Origin of the sequence: Mariprofundus aestuarium (assembly GCF_002795805.1) — a bacterium.
GTDB lineage: Bacteria > Pseudomonadota > Zetaproteobacteria > Mariprofundales > Mariprofundaceae > Mariprofundus > Mariprofundus aestuarium.
The window spans coordinates 1033665-1057215 of the sequence record NZ_CP018799.1 but is presented as its reverse complement, the minus strand read 5'-3'; the positions used below and the strand labels follow the sequence as shown (position 1 = coordinate 1057215).

Sequence of the window (23551 nt, the reverse complement as noted above, 5' to 3'; positions counted from 1 at the left end):
TCCAGGTACATAATGCTCAATTAACCTTCTTTACCGCAGGTATTGATGCCCAGAAGCGGGTAAAGCGGGCAGAATTTAATCAGTGCGGTCAGAACAAATACGCTGCCTGCACCAATCGCTACCATATTCCACGGGGAAGTTAGGCCACCCATGTAACCGAAGGCAATGACTGCCAAACCGACTACCAGACGAAGTACGCGATCAACTGTTCCTACATTTGCTTTCATATTACTCTCCTTATGTTGTTCTTTTTCTATATCCTACTAAATGCTGTCCAGCGCCTGCTGTAGCAGTGGTCTGGCATCGTCAGCAAGGTGGTTAAGCTCAGGTTTGTCGAGCATGCTGACCATCGCCATCGGATCGATCAGCGACACCACAGTCTCATCACTCTCATTCTGATAAATGATCACATTGCAGGGCAGGAAAAGGCCCAGCTCGATCTCGGCATTTATGCCTCTATTGGCCAGCTTCGGGTTGCAGGCACCTAGAATCACATAAGGCCTACGATCCACGTCGATCTTGTTTTTCAACGTCGCAGCAACATCAATGCGGGTAAGAATACCGAACCCCACCTCTTTCAACGCATCGGTAATAGCAACCTCTGCCGCTTCGACAGTGCCATTATAAACCGTTCTTATTCCGTAGTTATTCATTGTTACGCCCCCTTCTCAACGGGATAACCAGCATTGGTCCAGGCCATGGTTCCGCCATCAACATTGATAAGATTATTATATCCAAGCTGCTGCCCAAGATACATTGCCGCCTGTGCTGAACGGGCCCCTGAGTGGCAGATCAGGTAAACATCTCCTTCTTTAGGGATCTCGTTGGCACGCGCCATCAATGTATTGAGCGCGATAAGTTTTGCACCGGGCACATGAACAGCACGGAATTCATCCGGCGAACGCACATCAATCAGCACGAATGGACGGCTGTTTTCCCGTGCGACCAGCCAGCGCGGATAGAGTTGGTTCACGTTGATCGAATCGAGCATTACTTCACCACCGGATAAGTTGCGTCTTTCCATGCAGTTATACCGCCCAGCACATTCTCGATGTTAATGTAGCCTGCTTTTGCCAGAATGGTTGCTGCCTGAGCAGAGCGTTTGCCTGAACGGCAGTAAACGTAGACCTGCTTATCCTTCGGCACCTCATTGATACGCTCAACCAACTCCTGAACCGGAATCAGCTTTGCATTTTCTACATGACCCTCTGCATACTCTTCAGGCGTGCGCACATCGATAAAGACAAATGGTACTGCGGAGGAATCACCCTGATTCCAGTGCTGGTAAGCGTGCTTCACCTCGGTATTTTCATAACCTTCGGCAACCTTCTCACCCATTCCGCATGCAGCGGCTGTCATCGGCATAACAAGCAACGCTACCATTATTAACCAGACTCTCTTTGTAACCATCTTTATCTCCTGTCTCTTTTTATATGAGGAAATCATAATATACAAGCTTCCCTCTTCTGTGATAATGTCACTTAGTCGGCAGCCCTGCGCTGCTCCATGCCCCCATACCACCGGAGAAGTTGTATACCTCACTGTATCCGGCATTGGCAAGTGCTGTCGCAGCCATGGATGAACGAGCACCTGAAGCGCAGATCACCACCACGGTTTTATCTTTCGGTATCTCGTCCATACGCTGCTTCACCTCGCCCAGAGGAATATGAACAGCTGTTGTGGCATGGATAGCCTGCCACTCACCGGGCTGACGAACATCAACCAGCGTGTGCGGCTTTTTGCGCATCTGCATGTAGTCGGCAGCACTCAACGATTTAACACCTGAAAGCCTGGGGCCAATCACCCGCTGCCAGAGAAACCAGCTGATCAGCAGGGCGATAAAAATGTATACGGCATATTGTTGCATAAATTGCATGTTCCACCTCAAATCATAAAACTAAATGAATGACGGGTGCAGACGATATCCGCGTATAGGGATGGGGGGAGAGGAGTCCCGCCTGCACCCGTCAACTTTGGCAATCTCCTGCTCTGTGGCTATTCAGCTAATTCAGGCAGGGCTTTTGCTCTAACTTTTATTTTACTATCGCGCTAAATTGAGCAACAGCATTGCACGCTCTATTTTGCTTGCTCACAGCAGCTTCTCATGCCCAGCTTGGCAAGGATGGTTTCCATCAGGCACCAGTTGGTAAAACCGGATTGCAACAGGTTTACCCCGATGAATGCGGTGAACCAGAGCCATGTCAGCTCAGTGAGTACCACGCCGTTGTAGCGGGATGCGAGATAGAGACTCAGCAGAATAAATGAGCCGGCAATGATGCGAATTGTGCGTTGAATCGTCACAGTAGTTCTCCTTCAGTTTTCAGTTTTTTTGGATTAATCAGTTTGTTTGGCAAGTTCCGAGTCATCCTGCTCGGATTCCCACGGACGGTTTTTGTACCACAGGTAATACATTAGCGGTGTCACGAAGAGGGTCAGTATCGTGGCCGCCAGCGTACCGAATGCCATTGAAACACCGAGACCTCCGAATACCGGATCGGTAATCATGATCGAGGTTCCTGCAATCACAGCAAGGGCCGTCAACAAAATCGGACGCGCACGCACTGCCCCACCTTCCAGCACTGACTCCTTCACCGAATACCCCTGCTTACGGTAGTCGACAATAAAATCGATGAGAAGCGTGGAGTTGCGCACCACGATGCCGGCAAGAGCGATCATGCCGATCATCGATGTAGCCGTGAACGGCTGGCCCGTAATCCAGTGACCGGGGAAGATGCCGATCATCGTCAGTGCAGTCGGTGCCATCACCATCATAGGCAGGACAAACTGTCCGTAATAAGCCACCATCAGCAGAAAGATAAGCACCAGTGCCACAATAAATGCCGCACCAAGATCGCGGAACACATCCAGTGTCAGACGCATCTCTCCATCCCACAGCATATGGTAACCAAAGGTGTTGTCAGGTGCGGTATCGGTAAAGCGCATACCGCCTGTCTTCACGGTAGCACCCGGCAGTACCTCGTGCTCATCAATCTTGCCATCCATCTCCAGCAGCGGGTAAACCTGTGAACCCTGCTTAGGCTCAGCCATCACATAAGTGACCGGATGACCATCCTTGGTATAGATCGGTTTACTGGCCATGCTCTCTTCAATCACAGCAATAGCAGAGAGCGGAACCGCCCCCTGTGCACCACTGACATAGATGCGATGCAAGTCCTCGGCATGGGCACGCAGCGCTTTTGGCAACTGCACATGCAGGCGCACCTGGTGGCGCTCCTCATCAACGTGCATGGCACCAAAGTCGTAGCCCCTCAGGAAATCCTGGAGGGCAGTAACAACCTGCTGCGTTGCCACGCCCAGATGCGCTGCCTTCTGCTTGTCCACATGCACATTCAACTGCATCTGGTCATCACCTACTGAGTCATCAACATCGATAACATCATAGGTTTCAACAAATCTCTTGCGTACCTCTTTGGCCAGTTGTCGCTGGGTCTCATAGTCAGGTCCGTAAATCTCCGCCAGCAGCGTTGAACGCACTGGAGGACCAGGTGGATCCTCAACCAGTTTGATAATGGCATGCGGGTTGGCTGCCATAACAGGTACCAACAGCTCGCGCAGCTCCAGTACGATACCTACAGAGCGGATCGAGCGTTCATGTTTATCGACCAGGTTAACGCGAATCTCGGCGAGATTAGCCCCCTTCCTGAGCACGGCACCACGCAACATGCCATTGAAGTCTACAGGTCCAGCCTGACCTACAAATGTCTCATAATCGACCACCATCGGATGGGCACGCAGTACATCACCCACCTGACGGGATACGCGATCACTCTCTTCCAGTGTCGCCCCTTCCGGCAAATCAATAGTAAGATTGAAGGTGTTGTTGTTGCCCTTGGGCAGCATCTTCAATTCAACGGTGCCTGGCGTAAGCGGGCCGTTGATACCCGCCGGCCTGATAAACTGCCAACCCGGCTGCATCATGGCGGCAAGAAACAGTAGCAGCGTGACAATCCAGAAAACTTTGCGGACGCGGGTCTTCTCGACCAGCGGCACAGCAAAACGCATATAGGTACGGTAGACCCAGTCCTTCTCTTCATCGCTGTTGCTATGCTGGACAGCAGTCACATTTTTCGTCGGCAGAAAACGCTGCGCAATCCACGGTGTAAACATGTATGCAATGACCAGCGATGCAGCCATGGCAATGGGTGTATTAAAAGGAATCGGCCCCATATACGGCCCCATCATTCCAGTCACGAATGCCATCGGCACAAATGCGAGGATCACGGCAATAGTAGCGATAATGGTTGGCTTACCCGTTTCGTTGGTTGCGGTCACGATCAGCCGCGCCTTATCAGCCGCATCCTTTACACCCTTGTGCAGGTGGCGGTGAATATTTTCGATCACAACAATGGCATCATCTACCAGCAGGCCGAGCGCCAGGATCAGAGCGAAGAGCGTAATCCGGTTGATTGTCTGGTCGGCCATCAGCCCGATTGCCAGCACCACAAACAGAATCAGCGGGATATTCATGGTCACGATGGCTGCTTCTCGCCAGCCGAGGAAGAGCAGCAGAATCAGAATTACAGTTCCGATCGCGATGCCCAGATGTTCGATCAGCATGTTCACTGCAGCATTGGCACGCAACCCCGAATCGCGGGTGATTGTGGCCTGTACGTTATTGGGGATAAAATCGCCCTTCAGTTCATTGAGCTTGGCTTCGATGCGCTGAGTCACATCAACGGCATTGGTGCCACGCTTTTTTGCCAGCGCAATGGATACAGCAGGCAGCTCAGGCTCACCAGTGATACCTGCTCCGGTTACAGATGCTCCGAAACCAATACGGTGATAATTCTCAGCCTCAGCGGCACCGTCGCTGATCTTGGCAATATCCTTGAGATAGATCGGCCTGTTCTGCCACTCTCCGACCACCAGCTGCCCCACCTCTTCGGCGGTTTTCAGGTAACCATTCAGCCAAATTTTTGTTTCACGGTTGTCACCGACCAGTGATCCCACCGGGCCACCCGCATTGGCTGATACCAAAACGTTGTGCAGTTGATCAAGCGGAATACGGTAAGCAGCCAGGCGTGCCGGATCGAGACGGATACTGATCTCGTGATCGCGGCCACCGATAATTTCGGCTACGGAAACGCCATCAAGTGGCGCGAGCTGGTCACGAACCCGCTCTGCGAGCCGCTTGAGAGCCAGTCCGTCCAGTTCGCGCGATGAGAGTGTAATCACCGAGGCAGGCACATCATCAACATCCACCGGTTTAACCAGCGGCTGCGAAGCGCCGGCCGGAATCCGGTCCATATTCTGCATAATTCGATCATAGAGCTTAACGAGGCTAACCTCTTTATCCTCGCCAACCTCGAACATCACCGTCACGACTGCCAGCGAATCCACCGCCATGCCATAGGTATGCTCTACACCGGTAATCTCGCGCAGCACCATCTCCATCGGGCGCACAATCAGGTTCTGCACCTCTTCGGGACTGGCACCCTGCATCTGTACAAACACATTAGCTGCAGGCACATCAATCTGGGGATTTTCTTCACGTGGCGTCACCATCAACGCCACTGCACCAACCAGAAAAATCAGTAGGCTGATCATCGGTGTCAGATTGGAGAACATCGCCGCTTTACCGAGGCGCCCTGCAATATTCAGAGGAGCCTCACTGTTCTGAGATGATTTATCGCTCATTATTTGGCCTGTAGCTTCATGCCGGTTACAAGTGCAGGCGCTCCGTTCCAGGCAACGGTGTCTCCATCATGAAGCCCTGCCAGAACCTCGATCTGCTCGCCCCGCTTCTGGCCGAGACGGATCTGGCGGTAGTGCACAATTCCGTTGCTATCGGCCACATAGGTACCATTCAAACCAGCACGCTCAATCACGGCAGCAACAGGAACCTGCAACCCCTTGCGGCTGCCGACCTTAAATCCGACCTGCGCGTACATACCCGGATGCACATCATCACGTGCCTGCAGGGCAATTTTGATCAGAAACTGGTGAGAGACGGCATCGGCCGCCTGCACGACTTGGCGTACAACACCTGTAAAAGCCTGCTGCAGCGATGAAACCTCAATCTCAACCTCATCACCCTCGCGGATACCGCTGACGAACTGATCAGATACATATGTCTCCACCAGCAGGTTGGCTGGATCTTCAAGCAGCAGAATCGGCGCACCCGGTGATGCCAAGTCACCCTTATTCATGCGTTTTTCAACAACAACACCGTCAACAGGTGAGCGCACCTCAGCATAGCTGAGCTGGTTGCGTGCCTGTTCAACCTGTGAGCGAGCCACCTTGTAGCGCAGGCGAACACGGTCAAGCTGCTGCTTACTTACAGCACTGGCTTTGAACAGCTCTTCGTAGCGATTCAGGTCACCTTTTGCATCGGCCAGGTCTGCTTCAGCCTGCACAAGACCCTGACGTGCATTCACAGGATCAACACGAACCAGCACCTGGCCTGTTTTAATGCGATCACCTTCCCGTACCGGAAGCTCACGAATATAACCGGAGATACGCGAGCTGATCGAAACGCGATGGTCGGAGGTGACCGTGCCGCTGGTGACGTAGCGCGCAGGTAGTTCAACTGAGGTAAGTGTCAAAGTATCAGCTTTGGAGAGCACCGGCTGCCCCGCATCGCCGTTCCCATCATCAGAACCACAGGCTACCAGCAACAACCCGGATGAAACCGCTACGGCAAAAGCGAAATGTCTGTTCATTGAATCACCTCTTCACTGAGAGCGCCGACTGCCAGCAGCAACGCCGCCTCGGCAACCGTTACATCATATTTTGCGCGAATCGTGGAAACACGCGTTGAATCGGTCTGCACCTGTGCGTCGAGAAGATCAGAGGTCTTGGTTAGCCCCTGCTCATAGCGCAGCGATTTGATACGCAGCGACTCATCACTCTGGTGCATCGCTTCGCTTTCACTTTCAAAGCGCATGCGGGACTCAGCCAGCTGTCGCCAGGCATGAGACACTTCATTGCGAATCTGCTGCTTGAGATCGCCAGTTTTATACTCCAGCGACACCGTTTCAGCCTGAGCCGCACGCATTCTGGCTGCGTCGGAACCGCCAGAGAAGATATTCATAGTCACTGTCGCACCAACCATAGAGTTGCGATTTTTCATACCAAAGGTGGATGAGTTCCAATCCTGTGCGGCTACCAGATCAACGTGTGGCAGGAAGGCTGCACGTGACCTGTCGATACCAGCGGAGGCAGCCATATGATTCTCTTCAAGCGCCTTCAGATCTGGACGAGCCGCAAGTGCCTTTTCAATCGCCTCTTCCAGAGTCATGACAGGCATCTTCAGGTGCGGATCCTCTTCAGTATTCAGCGCCACATCGCCGTTCAGCCCCATCACCTGCTCGAGCATGTCCTTACTGCCGGCTAAAGCGTTTTTCGCCTCTTCCAGCTGGACCGTCGTGCGCAGCAGGTGAACACGGGCATCCATGACATCACTCTTGATAAGAACACCACGCTTCTCCATGGCCTCTGTATCCTGAAGTCGTTTTTTTGCTGCAACTACAGCGCCCTGCATCGCTTCAATATGCGCCTGCGACTGCCTTACTCTCGCATAGACTGACACCGTCTGAAACACAATCTGCTGTTTCATGTAGTCATGCCCGTAGAGACTTGCATCCGCTTGATGTGAAGCAAGTTTCCGGCCTGCCCAGAGCGCGCCCCCCTGATACAGGGGCATCGTCACGCCGACACGGGTCTGGTAATTATTGATATAACCGGGGTTATTCATCACGGCCGGGTTGAAGTCGGCAGCAGTGATACCCTTCTGGTTCAGCTTCATGCCGAAATAGTCTCCCGGCGCATTGCTGCGAACCACGCCACTGGAGAGATCAACACGCGGCAGCAGACGCCCTGTTGCATCGGAAAGGCCGGCATTGGCCTGCTCTACAGACTGTGCATTAGCGCCCAGCATCCGGTTATGTGTGAGCGCATACTCCACGCTCTCTCTCAGCGTCGAAATATCTCCTGCAACAGCCATTGGCTGGGTCACAAAAACAGCCCCCGCAAGAAGTAGAGGCTTTATTACAGAATTAGAATTTACTGATACATTAGAGCAAAAAAATGGCATTACTCCCCCTTAGAGGGCACACACATCTCTGGGCAGTAGATAAACTTCAAGGACTGCACCAGATCAGCAAACGCCGGGTTGGCGATGCGGTAAATGACTTCCTGTCCCCTCTTTTCATTTTCAAGAATACCAAGCATACGCATCTTAGCAAGATGCTGCGACAGGTTGGACTGCGCGGCTCCGGTTGCCTCAATCAATTCATGTACACACATCGGGCGCTCAAGCAGCAGGCAGAGCACGGAGAGGCGCAATTCGTGCGCAATGGCTCTTAAACCCTGACTGGCAGCTTTAATTCTATCTTCTGGGATTTGCGGTAGTTCACTCATGCGGCGTAATATATTCGATTCTGATTATATTAGCAACATGTAATATGCATCTGTTTCCCACACATTGAAGTTGCCGCCGGTTGTGAGAGATTAGGGCAATGAGTGGAACTGTAGTCAGTGCAAAAGGTGTGTACAAAATATTCGCCGACCGGGAGGTGGTCTGTGGTGTCGATTTTGATATTCGACCGGGTATCTGCTTTGGCATTCTTGGCCCGAATGGCGCAGGCAAAACAACGCTCATGCGCATGCTGCTTGGCCTCTCCCCGGTCACTGCTGGTAGTTACAGACTGTTTGGTAGAGATGTCTCCGATGCATCCATTCACAGCCGCGTAGGTGTCGTCCCGCAGCAGGATAACCTTGACCCGGATTTCTCCGTGCGACTGAACCTGAAGGTCTATGCCGGCTACTTTGGCATTAGCGCTAAAGATGCCGAGCCCCGCATCGAGGATCTACTCGAATTCGCCGCCCTCACCTCCCGTGGAGACGATCAGGTATCCGCCCTCTCCGGTGGCATGCGCAGGCGCTTGATGATCGCACGCGCCCTGATCAATAACCCTGATCTTATTGTGCTGGACGAACCGACCACGGGCCTTGATCCACAGGCGCGCCACCTGATCTGGCAACGGCTACGTTCACTGAAAAAACATGGCAAAACCCTGATTCTAACCACCCACTACATGGAGGAGGCCGCAGAGCTGTGTGATGAACTGATGGTACTGGATCGCGGCTCGATCCTGACGCGTGGCACACCGCGCGACCTGATTGTCGAGCATGTTGAACCTGAGGTGGTGGCAATCCGGGGGCTGCACAATGAGCTGGATGCGATTGAGCTTTGTGAAGGGCTGGATATCCGCCGTGATCATGTCGGCGACACATGGTTCTGCTACGGCATTGATGCACGCCCACTGGTAGCACGCTGTAGCGAGCGAGCCGAACTCACCTTCATCCATCGTCCCGCCTCACTCGAAGATGTTTTTCTGAAACTTACCGGGCGTGATATGAGGGAAGAGGCATGAGCCCCTTTCACCTTAATCTCACCCGTGTGCTGGCCGTCTGGCGGCGAAACTTTCTCGTCTGGAAGCAGCTTGCCGGCGCCTCCATGCTCGGCAACTTTGGTGATCCATTTCTCTACCTTCTGGGCCTCGGCTATGGCCTCGGATCTTATATTGGTGCCATGGGAGGCATCCCCTACATGGCGTATCTCGCCAGCGGCATCCTTTGCTCCAGCGCGATGAACACAGCCACCTTTGAGTCCTTATATTCGGCATTTACTCGCATGAACCAACAGGGCACTTGGGAGTCCATGCTAGCCACCCCTGTACGCATTGCCGAGATCATTGCAGGTGAACAGGTGTGGGCAGCTACCAAGAGCCTGATCAGCGGCACGGCAATCTTCCTGGTTGCAGGCCTGCTAGGCGGCATCCAGCAGTGGGAAACGGCACTTCTGGCTCTACCTGTGATCTTCCTGGTAGGTCTCGCCTTTGCGGGTCCCGCTCTGGCGATCTGCGCGATCTCCCCCAGCTACGACTTCTTCCTCTACTATTTCACCCTGGCAGTGACACCGATGTTCCTCTTCTGCGGTGTTTTCTACCCGATCGACACCCTGCCAGCCTTCGTCCAGATGGTGGCGCAGATTCTGCCGCTGACCCATGCGGTGGCACTGATTCGGCCCCTACTCACAGAGATGCCGTTAACTATGCCGTGGCTGCATGTCGGCGTGCTCGCTATTTATGCGGTAGCAGGATTCACTCTGGCCGCGCGCCTGGCCGCTCACCGCCTGCTTCGCTAAGCATCTAGAATCGTTCATCAATAGTAAGAACAGAGGCGCGTCTGAAGGAGCCACTGGCTGGCAAACTGTGGAAAAAATATTTATTTTTCAAATATTTACAAACCTTAACCACAATGAAAATAGTTGATTATTTTTCTCGGTTATTCTACTTTAGAAAGCTTGTTCGCCCAGGTGGCGACAACAGGAGTTCAACATGAGCGATTCAGAGCAGGTAAACGGAACCATGGAAGCATTGATGCTGACAGGCATTACGGGCGGCATAGTGGTAGTGTTCTTTCTATATCTGGGCGGCGTTCTATAACCCCCGGAGTGGAATCAGTGTAAGTCCCGGCCGACCGTGCCGGGACTTTTTTTTGTCTCATATCCAGATTGGTCATCTCGCCAAGAAAACCAGTACCTTCTGTATCGTAACTGTTTAATCGCCTCCGATCAGTACTGATGCCAAGTTATTCACCCTTTCCCATGGCTACTCCAGCTTCATAGAATATTAATGATTCAGGAGGCAGAAATCGTCACCTTATAATATGCACCGCCTCGTCGGGCCCTGGAGAGAAAATGGATATCAATCTAATCGCAGGTGTACACCTTTCTACAGCAACTATTCTTGCTCTGTTTATTCTGTTTATGAAGCTTGAAACAATATTTCTTAAACGTCTGGCGATAGCGGCGGCGACCCTCTTCCTCGCACCTCAAGTTATCGCGTTTGCGGCCGTCAGCATGGGCGAATTAGCAGTATCGGCAATCGAAATCATCACCCTCAGCCAGGGTGCATTAAGCAGCATGGCTGCGATCAGTTATGGCATAATGGCTGGTGTGATGCTTAATTATATTAAAATCTATCTGATCAATGCATTTCGTAAAATGCGCGGCCAACCCGAGCCGCTCAATCCCTCCTCTGAGTCTTGAGCTTTACTTCTTAAGCACCCCCTTCTGCACTGGTCATTTAGTTCACCTTTAATCTCACATAAGATAACATGAAAACCTCATAGCTCTGGAGGCTCAATGGTTGCAGCAATCAAAACATTTTTAAGGCTCGAATCAGCCAGCGGCATCCTGTTGATTGCCGCGGCCCTGCTTGCCATGCTGCTGGCAAACTCTCCGCTTTCGCACTACTACGACCTGCTGCTTGATACACCCGTAGAGGTACGTATCGGCGCGCTTCAGATTGCCAAGCCACTTTTGCTATGGATCAACGATGGGTTGATGGCCCTGTTCTTTTTCATTGTTGGCCTGGAGTTGAAGCGGGAAATACTTGAAGGTGAGCTGGGCAGCGCACGCGCTATTGCTCTGCCTGCCTTTGCTGCAATTGGCGGCATGGCTCTACCGGCTCTGATCTATATTCTGGTGAATGGCCATGATCCGGTTGCCCTGCAGGGCTGGGCAATCCCTACAGCGACCGATATTGCTTTTGCACTTGCCGTACTGACCCTGCTGGGTGATCGCGTACCGCTGGCACTAAAAACCTTTTTGGTATCGCTGGCGATCTTTGATGATATCGGTGCGATCGTCATTATCGCTATCTTCTATACCAGCAATATCTCCGCAATCAGTCTGATCACCGCCGCTGTCTGCATGACTGCGCTTGCCCTGCTGAACAGGGGAAATGTTTACAGGCTGACGCCATACATCTTTTTTGGACTGGTGATGTGGGTAGCTGTACTGAAATCGGGCGTACATGCCACGCTTGCCGGTGTATTTCTGGCAATGTTTATTCCTCTTGCCAGGGAACCGGAGAGTGGGCGTTCGCCGCTTAAAGAGCTGGAGCATGACCTGCACGGCCTGGTCGCCTTTGTCATCCTTCCCATCTTTGCCTTTGCCAACTCGGGACTGAATGTAAGTGCCATGGGCATTGATGAGATGTTACATCCAGTAACCATTGGCATCGCACTAGGCCTGTTTATCGGCAAACAGCTTGGCGTATTCACCTTTGCCTGGCTGGCAGTAAAAATGGGACTAGCCAAGCTGCCAAAGAACGTCGACTGGTCACTTATTTACGGTGTATCACTGCTCTGCGGTATCGGTTTCACGATGAGCCTCTTTATCGGCTCCCTCGCTTTTGAGAGTAGTGGTAACAATCTCCTCTTCGATGAGCGCCTGGGTATCATTTTAGCTTCCAGCCTCTCAGCCATCTGCGGCTACATCTGGCTCAAAAAGTCTCTGAAGTAATCCGCTGAAAACATAAAGAAAGCCTCTGACCGGCCGAGTTCAAACAACTCAGCAACTCCCGTTACTGATTCGCTCTCTGCTCACTGACCCTGCATGTCGGCGTACTGTCTATCTATGCACAGTATCAGGATTCACTATCGCCGCCCGATTGCGGAAAGGAGCGGACACTGAGCGAACGACTGGGTCGCTAACTCTTAGGTTTATACATCTCGTATATCTCTTCCTCACTCATCTTCTGGGTTATATCGGCAAAGGTGTAATAATCGGGTTTTCTATCGATAAACACTTGAAGTCCAAACTTCAGGGTAACCACTTCCTCAAATAGTCCAACAGGAATTTGATACTCTCGAGACTCCTTTAAACGATAAAACAAGTGTGTTCCACACTTCTTGCAAAACCCACGTTCTGCCCATTCAGACGAGTTATATATCGCTACAAATTCATCCCCATCAAACTGAACTTCTGTTCCACAATCAACTGCCAACAAAGGGCCGCCACCCCATCGCCTACACATGCCACAATGACATGCTGTAAACTGTTGTTTGATTGGTTTGGTAGTGAGGGTTACTACCCCGCAAAGGCAGGATATCTTGTTAGGTGCCAACTCATTCATTGCTGCCTCCTTTTCACTTATAGTTCTATTCTAGTTCAAAAAAGGAAATGCTGAATGAGTGGGCTTGGCTGGAAGCAGCCATTCATATTAAACACCCTAGATACTTACCCAGCTCATCACCCGAAGGAAGTTAAGCTATTATTTAAAAAAAAGAAAAAGCCCCCTGCTTGCGCAGAGGGCTTTGGTGTTTCAGCGGTTAATACCCTTGGGTATTAATGGTGCGATTTCGACATCAATTTAAGCATCTTCAGATTGATGACGATAAAGCGGAAAAACTGCCAGATGACTGATGTCCGCATACTTTTGGTAAACCCGGTCGGGGCTGGTGGATAATAAGCCTGCTGATAAGGCTCCTTATTGGTTACTTTATTTGCCATGTCATGCTCCTCAATAATTATAAATATCTATTCTATTAATCCGGTAGCACTGACCAGCCCGGTTTCAGTTTAGCCTGGTAGATGAAGGTGTGATGTAGAATATACTTCATCCAGTGACCTGCCAAACCGATCTCACCGGTAGTAAGCTCAATATCACGACCGGTATCCGGATACTTCTCAAAGTCCGGTACAACCGGGAACACAGTCATTGTTGCAGCTGTTCCTTTAAACACATGCGAACCGGTAGAGGCGACACATGCCGCACCCATCTCTGCCATTGACGCAGAATGGGTTGGCTCTTTAGCGCCATTAACCATATCGCGGATGCTCTGAGCCACAGCTTTAGCCATGGTTGCTGAAGGCATGCCGGTCCGTGGTGGTGTCGGGTTGATGGCTGTGCCATTAGGACTCTGCATCGGTTTGCTGATCGGATGCGGTGGTGCAAAGGCGATACCGACTGCAAACATGTTTTTGTAGGTTGGGTTCTGGTAGTTCCTTGGCCAATCCTTGGCACTCCACTCCGCAAATGGGCGCGGTGTGTAGTCGGCATCAACTTTCAGGAAGCCATTAGGTGCAAAGATATTGGCTGTAATATCTTCACCGGCTTTGTCAAAGGCCTTCAGACCAACACCGGCAAACGGTGGAATCAGCATGGAGAAATCAAACTCCTGCTCATGAAATTCACCATCGAGCGTCTCGTAATGAATCAGGCCCGCTTCAACCTTCTTCACATGTGCACGGGTAATCCACTCGATGCCACGCTCAACCATCAGTGATTCAGCGAAGGTCTTACCGTTGGTGACGTAACCGCCACGTTTGATATGTACGCCGCCCATGCCGAAGTCGCCCAGCTCATACTCATTACTGATCCAGACAATACGGGCCATATCACGCACGCCCGCTTCACGCAGAACATGATCAACATTATAGATATACTCAAAGGCAGCACCCTGACAGGTGCACATGCCGTGACCGGTTCCGATCACTACAGTGCAGTGCTCGCCTGCTTTCATTCTATCGATGGTCGCCTGCAGCTTCTCATTGGCCTCGAGTGCATGGCCAGCAGTACAGACCGATACAGTATGGCCATGATCCGGGCCTAATCCTTCGGTAGCGCCAAAGTTCAGTTTAGGACCGGTGGCATTGATCATGTAATCATATTCAATATTTTCCTGCTCACCGGCTCTGCTCTCAAGGGTGTACTCAACTGTGATAAATGGTTTCTCACTATCGGCACTGCCCTCTGGATTGATAGAAATCGCTTTAGCCTGACGGAAATCGACATTGGTCTTTTTATAGACCTCAGCCAGATCGAAGGTCACATCCTCTTCAGTCATCTGACCCACGCCTACCCAGATATTGGATGGAATCCAGTTCCATTTGGCATTAGGAGAAACCACGATAATTTCATGTTTCTTGCCTATCCATTTATCAAGATACCTGGCGGCAGTATGGCCAGATATGCCTGCACCTAAAATCACGATTCGCGACATGTTTTCTCCTCCTGTTTCCTAAACGTCATTAGAGATCGAATTCAAATTATGGCGTTAAGATATTATAATATGGTTATATGTCAAGCATCACATAATCCTACTATTATATCAGGCAATTCAGAAAGTGCAGTGGTACTGATTCAGTATGTCTACAAAACAGCTGATCTATATGAAAAACAGACCGCAGTCAGGAGGCCATTGTGAGCTATTTATGAATAGTCACATCACTGTCACAATATTATAGACCGATGGCTGAATCGCTGGAAAACGAAAAGGACTTTGCTGCTTCTCATGGAGAAAACAGATCTAATCCTCTTGCTGAAGTAGCCTATTCAAGTTGCATACTCTATGATAGATATATGCAGCTTAAGAGGAGATCAGAACCGTGACAGATCACGCTCATGATATGATATTCCGGATTGCTGGCGACGGTGGTGAAGGCATCATCTCCTGCGGCGATCTTATTGCTGCCGCCTGCGCCCGCTCTGGTCTGGAGGTATATACATTCAAAACCTTCCCTGCCGAGGTGCGTGGTGGTTATGCCATGTATCAGGTTCGTGCCGGCATGAAAGCCCTGCACAATCAGGGTGACAGCTTCGATATATTCTGTGCGCTGAACAGCGAGGCTTATGGCCTCAATAGAAGCCACCTGGTGCCCGGCACCGTCCTTGTTTATGATGATAGCTTCAGCCCTGATATTCCCGATGGCGTACTTGCCTTCCCTATCCCGATGACAACAGCCTCAAAAGGTCTGGGCTTTAAAAAGGCCAAGAACATGGTGGCACTCGGTGCCATCTCTGAACTGTTCAATATACCCGCCAAGACCTTAAAGGATGTGCTGAGCGATAAGTTCAGAAGCAAGGGGGAAAAGGTACTGCGTTCCAATCTCGCAGCGTTTGATAAGGGTGCAGAGCTTGCGACAGGCATGGAAAAGATCGACAAGCTGCAGCTATCCAAAGGTACGGAGTCAAAAGATGTTATTATGATCTCCGGCAATGAGGCCATTGGCCTTGGCGCACTGATTGGCGGCCTGGATTTCTTTTCAGCATACCCCATCACCCCGGCCAGCGAAATAGCCAAGTACCTGGCCATGCACCTGCCCAAAACGGGCGGCTCATTGATTCAGGCCGAGGATGAAATCGCCTCTATCTCGCAAGTAATAGGTGCATCATTCGCCGGCAAAAAGGCCATGACTGCCACCAGCGGCCCAGGCATCTCCCTGATGAGCGAAATGCTGGGGTTTGCCTTTATGAGCGAAACACCGACCGTTGTTGTGGACGTTCAGCGCGGTGGACCATCTACCGGGCTGCCCACCAAACATGAGCAATCAGATCTATTTGCCGCCATCTACGGTAGCCACGGCGATGCCGTCCGCATTGTGCTCTCTGTGGAAAACGTAGCTGACTGTATCAGCATGACAGTCGATGCGATGAATATTGCAGAGAACTATCAATCCCCGGTTATCCTGTTATCCGAGTCTTCACTGGCCTTCTCCAGCCAGACCATCCCTACCCCCGATCCCGATCTCATAGAGGTAGTTCAGCGCAAACGCTGGGGTGGCGAGGGTGAATACCAGCGCTATGAGATGACTGCAGACTTTATCTCGCCGATGGCTGATCCCGGCACCCCATGTGCCCTCCACATCGCTACGGGGCTGGAGCATAAAGCAGACGGCAGACCTGCCTTTACGCAGGATAATCATGAGATGATGTCCAACAAACGTTTTGATAAGCTTAAATCGCTGCCTGATCACTATCACCCGGTTGAAATTGATGGCGATGTCAAAATAGAAGCCGATATCGGCATTATCGCATGGGGCAGCACGATCGGCGTGGTGCGCGAAGCCATCGCCCGCCTCAGGGGTGAAGGCATCAGCGTAAAAGGCTTTTACCCCAAACTTCTCTGGCCGATGCAGGTGGATCAGTTCGAGAGCTTCGCAGAGAGGTGCAACACGATCCTCGTCGTTGAGGTCAACCATCAGGGGCAGCTGGCTCACCTTATCCGTGCGGAAACCTCTCTCAATCCCTTTTCACACACCATTTGCGGAGGCATGCCCTTCACACCGGCCAACATTGAGGCCGCAGTCAGGGAACAGTTATGAGTGAACTCATGAAAGCCAAAGAGTATCAGTCGGGCATACATCCGGTCTGGTGCGCAGGCTGTGGCAACTACGGTGCACTCGCCGCAGTCTACCGCGCACTGGCCGAGTTGCAGATAGACCCCGCCAATCTCGTAAACATCTCAGGCATAGGCTGCAGCTCGCGCATGCCCTACTTCCTCAAAGCCTTTAAAATGCACACCCTGCACGGGCGCGCAGGCCCTGTGGCCACAGGCCTGCAACTGGCTAGGCCTGACCTGAAGGTGCTGGTTACCGGTGGCGATGGTGATGGCTTCTCCATCGGTGGCGGACACATGCCACATCTGGGGCGCACCAACGTTAACCTCACCTATGTGCTGATGGACAATCACATCTACGGGCTAACCAAGGGACAGGCTTCGCCCACATCCAGGCGGGAGATGAAAGCCTACACCACCCCCTATGGCGGCATTGAGGCACCGATGTGGCCACTGCTCTACATGCTCACCTACGGCGCCACCTACGTGGGACAGGCCTTTGCCGGCGATGCAAAGATGTGCGCTGAACTGATCAAGGGCGGGCTGGAACACAGGGGCATGGCCTATATCCATATCCTCAGCCAGTGCCCCAGCTTCAACAAGATGGACACCGCTGACTATTTCAAGTCCATCATCAAGGAAGTTCCGGAAGGCCATGATGTGACTGACCTTCGCAAGGCGATGCGACTAGTCTACAAGTTCAAAGAGAAGGAGAAGGAGCCGGTAGGCCTTCTGTATAAAACCCAGCGCCCAACATTGGACGATATCATGGCCGACCTGGTCAAACAGGCCGGTGGTTCAAAGGATTACGATATCCGCAAAATCATCGATCTTTCGCATCCATAGAAAAGAAAACAGTTTAATGATTAAGCTGTTCGGCCAGCTATTTTCTTAAAAGCTTTCGCAGCTACCTAGAGCGCGCGGGCGAGCTGGATCCCCAGCCATGTCAGAGTGAGGCAGACAACCACCTGACCCACCACATTGCCGAAAGCGAGCGCCAAGGCTCCCTCCTGCAAAAGGCGAATCGACTCCAGCGAATAGGTGGAGAAAGTGGTGAAGGCACCAAGAAAACCAACGGTGAGTGCCAGGCGCACAAGTTCACTGACCGTGGAGCGCTCAATCAGCCAGACAAAGAGGAAACCAAGCAGGAAACTACCAATCGCATTGACCGCAAAGGTGCCCCAGGGAAACGGACCGCCAGCCAGCCTCTGGATACCGGACGCCATCAACCAGCGCATCACTGCACCGCTTGCTCCTCCGATTGCCACTGCGATCAACTGCCCCGTCACGGTTTATCTCCCCTGCCCTTTCTCTCAGTCAGCCAAATCATGCGCTCTCTGAGCGTACGCTCAAACCCGCGATCCACAGGCTGATATAACTCGGCGTTCACACCATCGGGAAGATGCTGCTGATTTACCACCCCGTCCACTGCATTATGTGCATACTGGTAACCGACACCATGACCAAGCTCCTTCATCAGCTTTGTCGGGGCATTTTTCAGGTGTATCGGCACATCCGTCTGCTGCGTCTCTTTTGCCAGCTTTCTCGCACCCTTCTCGGCCATATAAGCCGCATTGCTCTTTGGGGCTAGTGCCAGGTAGATTGCTGCCTCAAAAAGCCCCTGTTCGCCCTCTGGTGAACCCAGGATCTCATACATGCGATGCGCATCGAGCGTCACATTCAGTGCTTTGGGGTCGGCCAGGCCGATATCCTCGGTAGCCATGCGGATCAGCCTGCGGGCGATGTAAAGCGGCTGCTCTCCCGCCTCCAGCATTCGCGCCAGCCAGTAGACGGAAGCATCGGCATCGGAATCGCGTATACACTTATGCAGCGCAGAGATCAGATCGTAATGGGCATCGCCATCACGATCATATCGGGCAGCACGTCTGAGGCTCTGCGCCTTCACCGCCTGCTTGCTCCAGCTTTTAGATCGGTCCGACTCAAACAGTGCATTGAGAGCATTGATCGCATAACGGGCATCGCCATCGCTTCCTGATGCCAGCCAACTCACTGCATCGGAATCAACAGTAAACGCGGGGCTCTCCTGCTGCAGGAATGTCACAGCACGCAACAGGATCGATTCAATATCAGCCGGTTCCAGTGCATTAAGCACAATCATCCGGCAACGTGAAAGCAGTGCGTTATTCAGCGTAAACGACGGGTTCTCGGTGGTGGCACCGACCAGCACCAGTGTGCCGTCCTCAATATAGGGAAGCAGAACATCCTGCTGCGCCTTGTTAAAACGGTGTATCTCATCAAGAAAGAGCAGCCATGTTTGGCCCTGCTCTTTGGCCTGCCGCACAACCTGCTGCACCTCGGCCTTACCTGCTGAAACGGCAGATAGTTGTGTGAAGGGAAGGCCTGCAGCATCGGCCATCATCGTTGCCAGCGTGGTTTTACCCACCCCCGGCGGCCCCCAGAAGATGCAGGAGATGCATCTACCCTCGGCCATCATCGCTGCAAACCATGAATCAGGGCGGGTCAGTTCATGTTGCCCTGCCACCTCGTCCAGCGATTTCGGCCGCATGCGGTGTGCCAGCGGTATGGCCACCTCATTACCGCTGGCCATGGCCTCGGGTTGAAGAAATGAAACCTGTTCTGCCACCCGTTTGTATCTTAATCGAAGGTTTTACTTACGGAAAAAACAAACGCCTGCTTGCGATCACGATAGGTTCCTGCATTGAGTCCAGTCGCAGTTTTCTTGGTGTAATAGGTATAGTTGTAAGCTAGGTCCATATGCATATCCGCCATCTCTCCGCCCATACCAAGCGTGATGCGGTGACCGTCCTGATCTGCAATAATCGGGTTATAGCCGGCACTCTTGTTTGCACCTTGATCATAGGCATATCCAAAACGGAACTGGCTATCCGGGCGCCATGTCCATGTCAGGCCAGCCATCGCTGTGATGGTATCGCGAAGATTCAGAGGATTTGACTGAGGTGTGGCACCGGTAACATTCATATCCTTCAGTGTTGACCAGCGGGTCCACTTCACATCCGTTTCAAAACGCCAGACATCGGCAAAATCACGGGCAACAGCAACTGTCAGTTCATCGGGCAGCTTAATGGCAAGCTCCTGATTGGCAGAACCGGACAACTTGACCTTGGCACCGGATCGATAGGTTAAACCAAGACTCCAAGCCGGTGCCGGTTTCCACATTAGTGACGCGTGACCACCGAAGGTGGCAAAGTTGTTCTTTTTAAAGCTGTTGGGAACCTGAGAAAAATCGGCACGGGTGAGATACCAGTCAAGGCCCGCAGCAATAGCAAGGCTGCTGCTGACAGCATAGACACCATCAAAGCTGGCATGATCCACCGTAAGCTTAGTAGCACCAGCAAAAGCAGTACTGCTCCAGTCGTTGTTGATTGAGTAGAGAGGGGCAAATCCGAAACCTGCGCCCCAGCGGCTATCCAGCGGCGCCCAGGTTGCAAAGATATGGCCACTGGTGGGCTCAGTCCCTTCATTCGGGGCGATACCACCCGGAATCTTCACTGATGAATCTCTGTAATAAAGATTAATACCACCGGTTATCGATATGCCCGGCAACCAGGCTATGCCTGCAGGGTTATAGATAACGGCGGACGCATCGCTTGCCGTGGCAGCAAAAGCATCGGCCACACCTGCTGCGGCAGCAGAATGGCTGCTCTGGATGAAACCGCCAGCCTGGGCGCAAGTGCTGCCAAACGTTACTCCGGCGATCAAACATATTACTTTTTTCATTGGGAATCCTTATTCACTGTTTGCTGTGCGCAGATCTAACAAATCCACACCCTCTGGCGGTGCAAAACTAAATAGATTTACCGAAGGTGCAATGTAAGAGCACTCAGACAACTGCATCCGGTTACTGTTACCGAGCATATCCTTGCGCTCAATAGCGATCAGGTCACCCAGTTTATTGAACCCCAGCCAGACTGCCGCAGAGTCGCCAATGCGCACCTGATAGTGACTGGTTTCAAGTTCGCTATCCTGCTTCTGATTTAAAATTTCCACATCCTTCACCGACACACGTCCATCCAGAAGCTTCATCACGGCGGGATCGACCTGATCAAGGTCATTCAGGCGTTCAGCCTGCAGCAGGTCTGGCTCATAGTGCCAGATGACCGAACCATCTCCGACATAGAGCTGCTCATAAGGCTGGTGATAGGACCAGCGAAAGCGCTTGGGCTTGAGCACAGCCACCTCACCGGAGAAGTGCTGGCTACCGCCATCACTGAAAACCATCAACTGGTCGAACTGGCACTGAAAACCCGGTAGCCCGGAAAGGCGGTTGATGCTGCTGGTAAAAAAGTCGTCCGACGACTGCTCATGCCCATTAGTCTGCTCAACCGGTTTCAACTCGGCGGCGTGCAACGGTGAGATAAACATAAACAGGGCAAAAGAGAAAATCACCAACGATGAGGGGGTTAACTGCTTCACTCTATGACACCGCCACCATCAGAGCTTGAGCGGGCCAACACCTTGCGCATACCCCCTGAACCGGGCGGTGAAACCAGACCCTCCCGCTCCATATGCTCAACCAGACGGCTGGCGCGGTTATAACCGATGCGCAGGTAGCGCTGCACCATCGAGACAGAGCACTGCCCCTTCTCGATCACCAGTGCCGCCGCCTCATCATATTTTTCATCATGATCATCGCCACCCATACCGCCAGCGCTGTCTCCATCGGCTGCAGTAGGAACCTCGAAGACTTCTTCCCGATAATCGGGCTCACCCTGCGCCTTCAGATGTTCGACCAGATCAATCACTTCTGCATCAGAGACAAATGCGCCGTGCACACGTTTAAGGTCACGACCGCCGCTCAGGAACAAGCTGTCGCCATTTCCGAGAAGCTGTTCAGCACCCATCTGGTCAAGAATGGTTCTCGAATCAATCTTCGATGAAACCTGGAAGGAGAGACGGCTCGGCAGGTTAGCCTTGATCAGTCCGGTAATGACATCGACACTCGGACGCTGGGTTGCCAGCACCAGATGCAGCCCCGCCGCCCTCGCCTTCTGTGCGATACGACAGATCGACTGCTCCACCTCTTTACCCGCCACCATCATCAGGTCAGCCAGCTCATCAATCACAATCACGATATAAGGGAGACGCTCGGCTCCCTCATCTTTTTCTGCGGCCTTGTTGTAGCCATCGATATTGCGCACCTTGGCATCACTCATCAACTGGTAACGGCGCTCCATCTCGTAAACCGCCCATGCCAGTGCCTTGGCCGCCTTATGTGGATTGGTCACCACTGGCACCAGAAGATGTGGAATATCATCGTAAACAGAGAGTTCCAGCATCTTCGGATCGACAAGAATCATTCGCAGGTCCAGTGGTGTCTTCACCATCAGCAGAGAACAGATCATGGCATTGATCGCCACCGACTTACCAGAACCGGTAGTACCGGCCACCAGCAGATGTGGCATGCGGGCAAGATCAGTTACTACCGGCTGGCCAGAAATATCGACGCCGAGAGCAATCGGTAAAATAAGTTTACGGTTGGCGAACTCCGTACTGGAGAGGACCTGATGCAGAACGACTGTCTCACGCTCCTCATTCGGAAGCTCGATGCCGATCACATTCTTACCCGGAATATTTCCGGCCACACGCACACTGATCGCAGCCATCGAGCGGGCCAAGTCATCCTGCAGTGCAACGATACGATTCACCTTGGTGCCCGGTGACGGCTCCAGTTCAAACTGCGTTACCACAGGGCCCGGGTGCACAGCTATTACCTGCCCCTCCACCCTGTAATCGAGAAGCTTCTTCTCCAGCATACGGGCTATCGCCTGCAGTGCCTCCGGATTGTGGGACTTCTGCCGTCCCTCTCCACGACCAAACAGGTTTAAAGAGGGAAGCTTGAAACCGGATGCTGCAGTTTCGAAGAAGGAGAGCTCAGCCTGTTGCTGTTGCTTGGCCTGGCGAGACACCTTCACCTTTGGCTGCTTGGTTACAGCGGGTTCTGATTTGGCAATGCGTTCAGGGCGGGCCTTGCGAATCTCCTTGCGAACCTCGCGCGCATCCATGCGATCCTTGCGCTCATAGGCCTTTGAAAACACAGCCTGAGTGATACTGGTCAGATAGGCGATAACGCCGACTAAACCTTGATAACATCTCTGCAACAGCTTCACCAGTGACCAGTGGGTTGCCGCAACAAGGCTTGAAAGTAGCAGGGCAAGCAGCAGCACATCGCGGCCAAGAGCGCGTAAGGGTTCACGCAGTGTCGCATCCAGCATTGAACCAAGCGCACCACCAGGACCAGCCGGAAGATCAAGCAGATCGACAGCTGAACCGGATGGAATATGGGCATGCATCAGTGCCGCCAGCGTCAGAATAACCGGCAGCCAGAACAGGGCGGTCCACCCCCCCATGTAAGGACGACGCCCCCAACCGATACGAATTGTTAACATCACCAGCAGGGCAACCCAGATCCAGCCTGCATAACCAAACAGCTGATAGATAAAATCGGAGGTATAGGAACCAGCCATGCCGGTCAGGTTCCGCACTGCCTCGCCTGTTTCACGATTGAGTGACGGATCCAGCGGTGAGAAGCTGTACATCGCCAGCAGCAAAACAATGACAACACCGGCAATCAGTAAGGCCAGCGATTCGCGAACTAACAGACGAACATCCATCA

25 protein-coding genes are annotated in these 23551 nt (G+C 52.4%); 7 read left to right on the top strand and 18 right to left on the bottom strand.

Going from position 1 to position 23551, the window contains the following annotated elements:
- Positions 1 to 20: 20 nt before the first annotated feature.
- From Ga0123461_RS05205 to Ga0123461_RS05160, 10 genes are all read right to left on the bottom strand, one after another.
- Positions 21 to 227 carry a YgaP family membrane protein gene (locus Ga0123461_RS05205; protein WP_100277360.1) on the bottom strand — a complete coding sequence of 69 codons (207 nt, stop codon included), beginning with the start codon at positions 225 to 227 and terminating at the stop codon, positions 21 to 23.
- A 36-nt stretch (positions 228 to 263) separates the two neighbouring features.
- Complete coding sequence (locus Ga0123461_RS05200; RefSeq protein WP_100277359.1) at positions 264 to 653, bottom strand: DUF302 domain-containing protein; 390 nt, start codon at positions 651 to 653, stop codon at positions 264 to 266.
- A 2-nt stretch (positions 654 to 655) separates the two neighbouring features.
- A complete protein-coding gene (locus Ga0123461_RS05195; protein ID WP_232710378.1) occupies positions 656 to 1024 on the bottom strand; it encodes a rhodanese-like domain-containing protein in 369 nt (122 codons plus the stop codon).
- Entirely contained in the window at positions 991 to 1410 is a 420-nt protein-coding gene (locus tag Ga0123461_RS05190; protein WP_100277357.1) for a rhodanese-like domain-containing protein, read from the bottom strand. The genes Ga0123461_RS05195 and Ga0123461_RS05190 overlap by 34 nt, the downstream gene beginning before the upstream one ends.
- A gap of 67 nt (positions 1411 to 1477) precedes the next feature.
- Entirely contained in the window at positions 1478 to 1876 is a 399-nt protein-coding gene (locus Ga0123461_RS05185) for a rhodanese-like domain-containing protein (RefSeq protein WP_100277356.1), read from the bottom strand.
- A 200-nt stretch (positions 1877 to 2076) separates the two neighbouring features.
- Positions 2077 to 2301, bottom strand: coding sequence for a YgaP family membrane protein (locus Ga0123461_RS05180; RefSeq protein WP_100277355.1), 225 nt, complete (start codon positions 2299 to 2301; stop codon positions 2077 to 2079).
- Between the two features lie 33 nt (positions 2302 to 2334).
- Complete coding sequence (locus tag Ga0123461_RS05175) at positions 2335 to 5658, bottom strand: efflux RND transporter permease subunit (RefSeq protein WP_100277354.1); 3324 nt, start codon at positions 5656 to 5658, stop codon at positions 2335 to 2337.
- A complete protein-coding gene (locus Ga0123461_RS05170; protein ID WP_100277353.1) occupies positions 5658 to 6683 on the bottom strand; it encodes an efflux RND transporter periplasmic adaptor subunit in 1026 nt (341 codons plus the stop codon). Before Ga0123461_RS05170 ends, Ga0123461_RS05175 begins: the two co-directional genes overlap by 1 nt.
- Positions 6680 to 7978, bottom strand: a complete 1299-nt coding sequence (locus Ga0123461_RS05165; protein WP_198507134.1) for a TolC family protein — start codon at positions 7976 to 7978, stop codon at positions 6680 to 6682. Before Ga0123461_RS05165 ends, Ga0123461_RS05170 begins: the two co-directional genes overlap by 4 nt.
- A 77-nt stretch (positions 7979 to 8055) precedes the next feature.
- Positions 8056 to 8382 (bottom strand): ArsR/SmtB family transcription factor, encoded by a 327-nt coding sequence (locus Ga0123461_RS05160; RefSeq protein WP_100277351.1) that lies wholly within the window; start codon positions 8380 to 8382, stop codon positions 8056 to 8058.
- Positions 8383 to 8480: 98 nt separating this feature from the next.
- Between Ga0123461_RS05160 and Ga0123461_RS05155 the strand changes: the two genes are divergently transcribed.
- The 4 genes from Ga0123461_RS05155 (at position 8481) to nhaA (ending at position 12337) form a co-directional block, all read left to right on the top strand.
- Positions 8481 to 9398 (top strand): ATP-binding cassette domain-containing protein, encoded by a 918-nt coding sequence (locus Ga0123461_RS05155; protein WP_100277350.1) that lies wholly within the window; start codon positions 8481 to 8483, stop codon positions 9396 to 9398.
- Positions 9395 to 10171 carry an ABC transporter permease gene (locus Ga0123461_RS05150; RefSeq protein ID WP_100277349.1) on the top strand — a complete coding sequence of 259 codons (777 nt, stop codon included), beginning with the start codon at positions 9395 to 9397 and terminating at the stop codon, positions 10169 to 10171. The genes Ga0123461_RS05155 and Ga0123461_RS05150 overlap by 4 nt, the downstream gene beginning before the upstream one ends.
- Positions 10172 to 10726: 555 nt before the next feature.
- Positions 10727 to 11077, top strand: a complete 351-nt coding sequence (locus Ga0123461_RS05145; protein ID WP_100277348.1) for a hypothetical protein — start codon at positions 10727 to 10729, stop codon at positions 11075 to 11077.
- Positions 11078 to 11173: 96 nt separating this feature from the next.
- Positions 11174 to 12337, top strand: a complete 1164-nt coding sequence (gene nhaA / locus Ga0123461_RS05140; RefSeq protein ID WP_100277347.1) for a Na+/H+ antiporter NhaA — start codon at positions 11174 to 11176, stop codon at positions 12335 to 12337.
- A 187-nt stretch (positions 12338 to 12524) separates the two neighbouring features.
- Here nhaA and Ga0123461_RS05135 read toward each other — a convergent pair whose 3' ends face one another.
- The 3 genes from Ga0123461_RS05135 to Ga0123461_RS05130 form a co-directional block, all read right to left on the bottom strand.
- A complete protein-coding gene (locus Ga0123461_RS05135; RefSeq protein WP_100277346.1) occupies positions 12525 to 12950 on the bottom strand; it encodes a GFA family protein in 426 nt (141 codons plus the stop codon).
- A 212-nt stretch (positions 12951 to 13162) separates the two neighbouring features.
- Entirely contained in the window at positions 13163 to 13327 is a 165-nt protein-coding gene (locus Ga0123461_RS12455) for a hypothetical protein (RefSeq protein WP_198507133.1), read from the bottom strand.
- Between the two features lie 35 nt (positions 13328 to 13362).
- Positions 13363 to 14820, bottom strand: a complete 1458-nt coding sequence (locus Ga0123461_RS05130) for an NAD(P)/FAD-dependent oxidoreductase (protein WP_100277345.1) — start codon at positions 14818 to 14820, stop codon at positions 13363 to 13365.
- A gap of 248 nt (positions 14821 to 15068) precedes the next feature.
- On the opposite strand from Ga0123461_RS05130, the gene Ga0123461_RS12315 reads away from it, so the two are divergent.
- Genes Ga0123461_RS12315 through Ga0123461_RS05120 form a run of 3 tightly spaced genes read left to right on the top strand, consistent with a single transcriptional unit; the run spans position 15069 to position 17781 of the window.
- Positions 15069 to 15209, top strand: coding sequence for a hypothetical protein (locus tag Ga0123461_RS12315; protein ID WP_157819235.1), 141 nt, complete (start codon positions 15069 to 15071; stop codon positions 15207 to 15209).
- Complete coding sequence (locus Ga0123461_RS05125) at positions 15206 to 16921, top strand: 2-oxoacid:acceptor oxidoreductase subunit alpha (protein ID WP_100277344.1); 1716 nt, start codon at positions 15206 to 15208, stop codon at positions 16919 to 16921. Before Ga0123461_RS12315 ends, Ga0123461_RS05125 begins: the two co-directional genes overlap by 4 nt.
- Positions 16918 to 17781 carry a thiamine pyrophosphate-dependent enzyme gene (locus Ga0123461_RS05120; protein WP_100277343.1) on the top strand — a complete coding sequence of 288 codons (864 nt, stop codon included), beginning with the start codon at positions 16918 to 16920 and terminating at the stop codon, positions 17779 to 17781. The genes Ga0123461_RS05125 and Ga0123461_RS05120 overlap by 4 nt, the downstream gene beginning before the upstream one ends.
- Positions 17782 to 17846: 65 nt before the next feature.
- Here the strand turns inward: Ga0123461_RS05120 and crcB are convergent, their stop codons facing one another.
- The 5 genes from crcB to Ga0123461_RS05095 are packed head-to-tail and all read right to left on the bottom strand — an operon-like array spanning position 17847 to position 23549.
- Entirely contained in the window at positions 17847 to 18224 is a 378-nt protein-coding gene (crcB, locus tag Ga0123461_RS05115) for a fluoride efflux transporter CrcB (RefSeq protein WP_100277342.1), read from the bottom strand.
- Positions 18221 to 19504: a replication-associated recombination protein A gene (locus Ga0123461_RS05110; RefSeq protein ID WP_100278693.1), complete on the bottom strand. Its 1284-nt coding sequence runs from the start codon at positions 19502 to 19504 to the stop codon at positions 18221 to 18223. Before Ga0123461_RS05110 ends, crcB begins: the two co-directional genes overlap by 4 nt.
- Positions 19505 to 19551: 47 nt before the next feature.
- A complete protein-coding gene (locus Ga0123461_RS05105; RefSeq protein WP_100277341.1) occupies positions 19552 to 20655 on the bottom strand; it encodes an OmpP1/FadL family transporter in 1104 nt (367 codons plus the stop codon).
- A gap of 9 nt (positions 20656 to 20664) precedes the next feature.
- On the bottom strand, positions 20665 to 21351 hold the full coding sequence (locus tag Ga0123461_RS05100; RefSeq protein WP_232710376.1) for a LolA family protein: 687 nt from the start codon (positions 21349 to 21351) through the stop codon (positions 20665 to 20667).
- Entirely contained in the window at positions 21348 to 23549 is a 2202-nt protein-coding gene (locus Ga0123461_RS05095; protein ID WP_100277340.1) for a DNA translocase FtsK, read from the bottom strand. Before Ga0123461_RS05095 ends, Ga0123461_RS05100 begins: the two co-directional genes overlap by 4 nt.
- Positions 23550 to 23551: the final 2 nt, after the last annotated feature.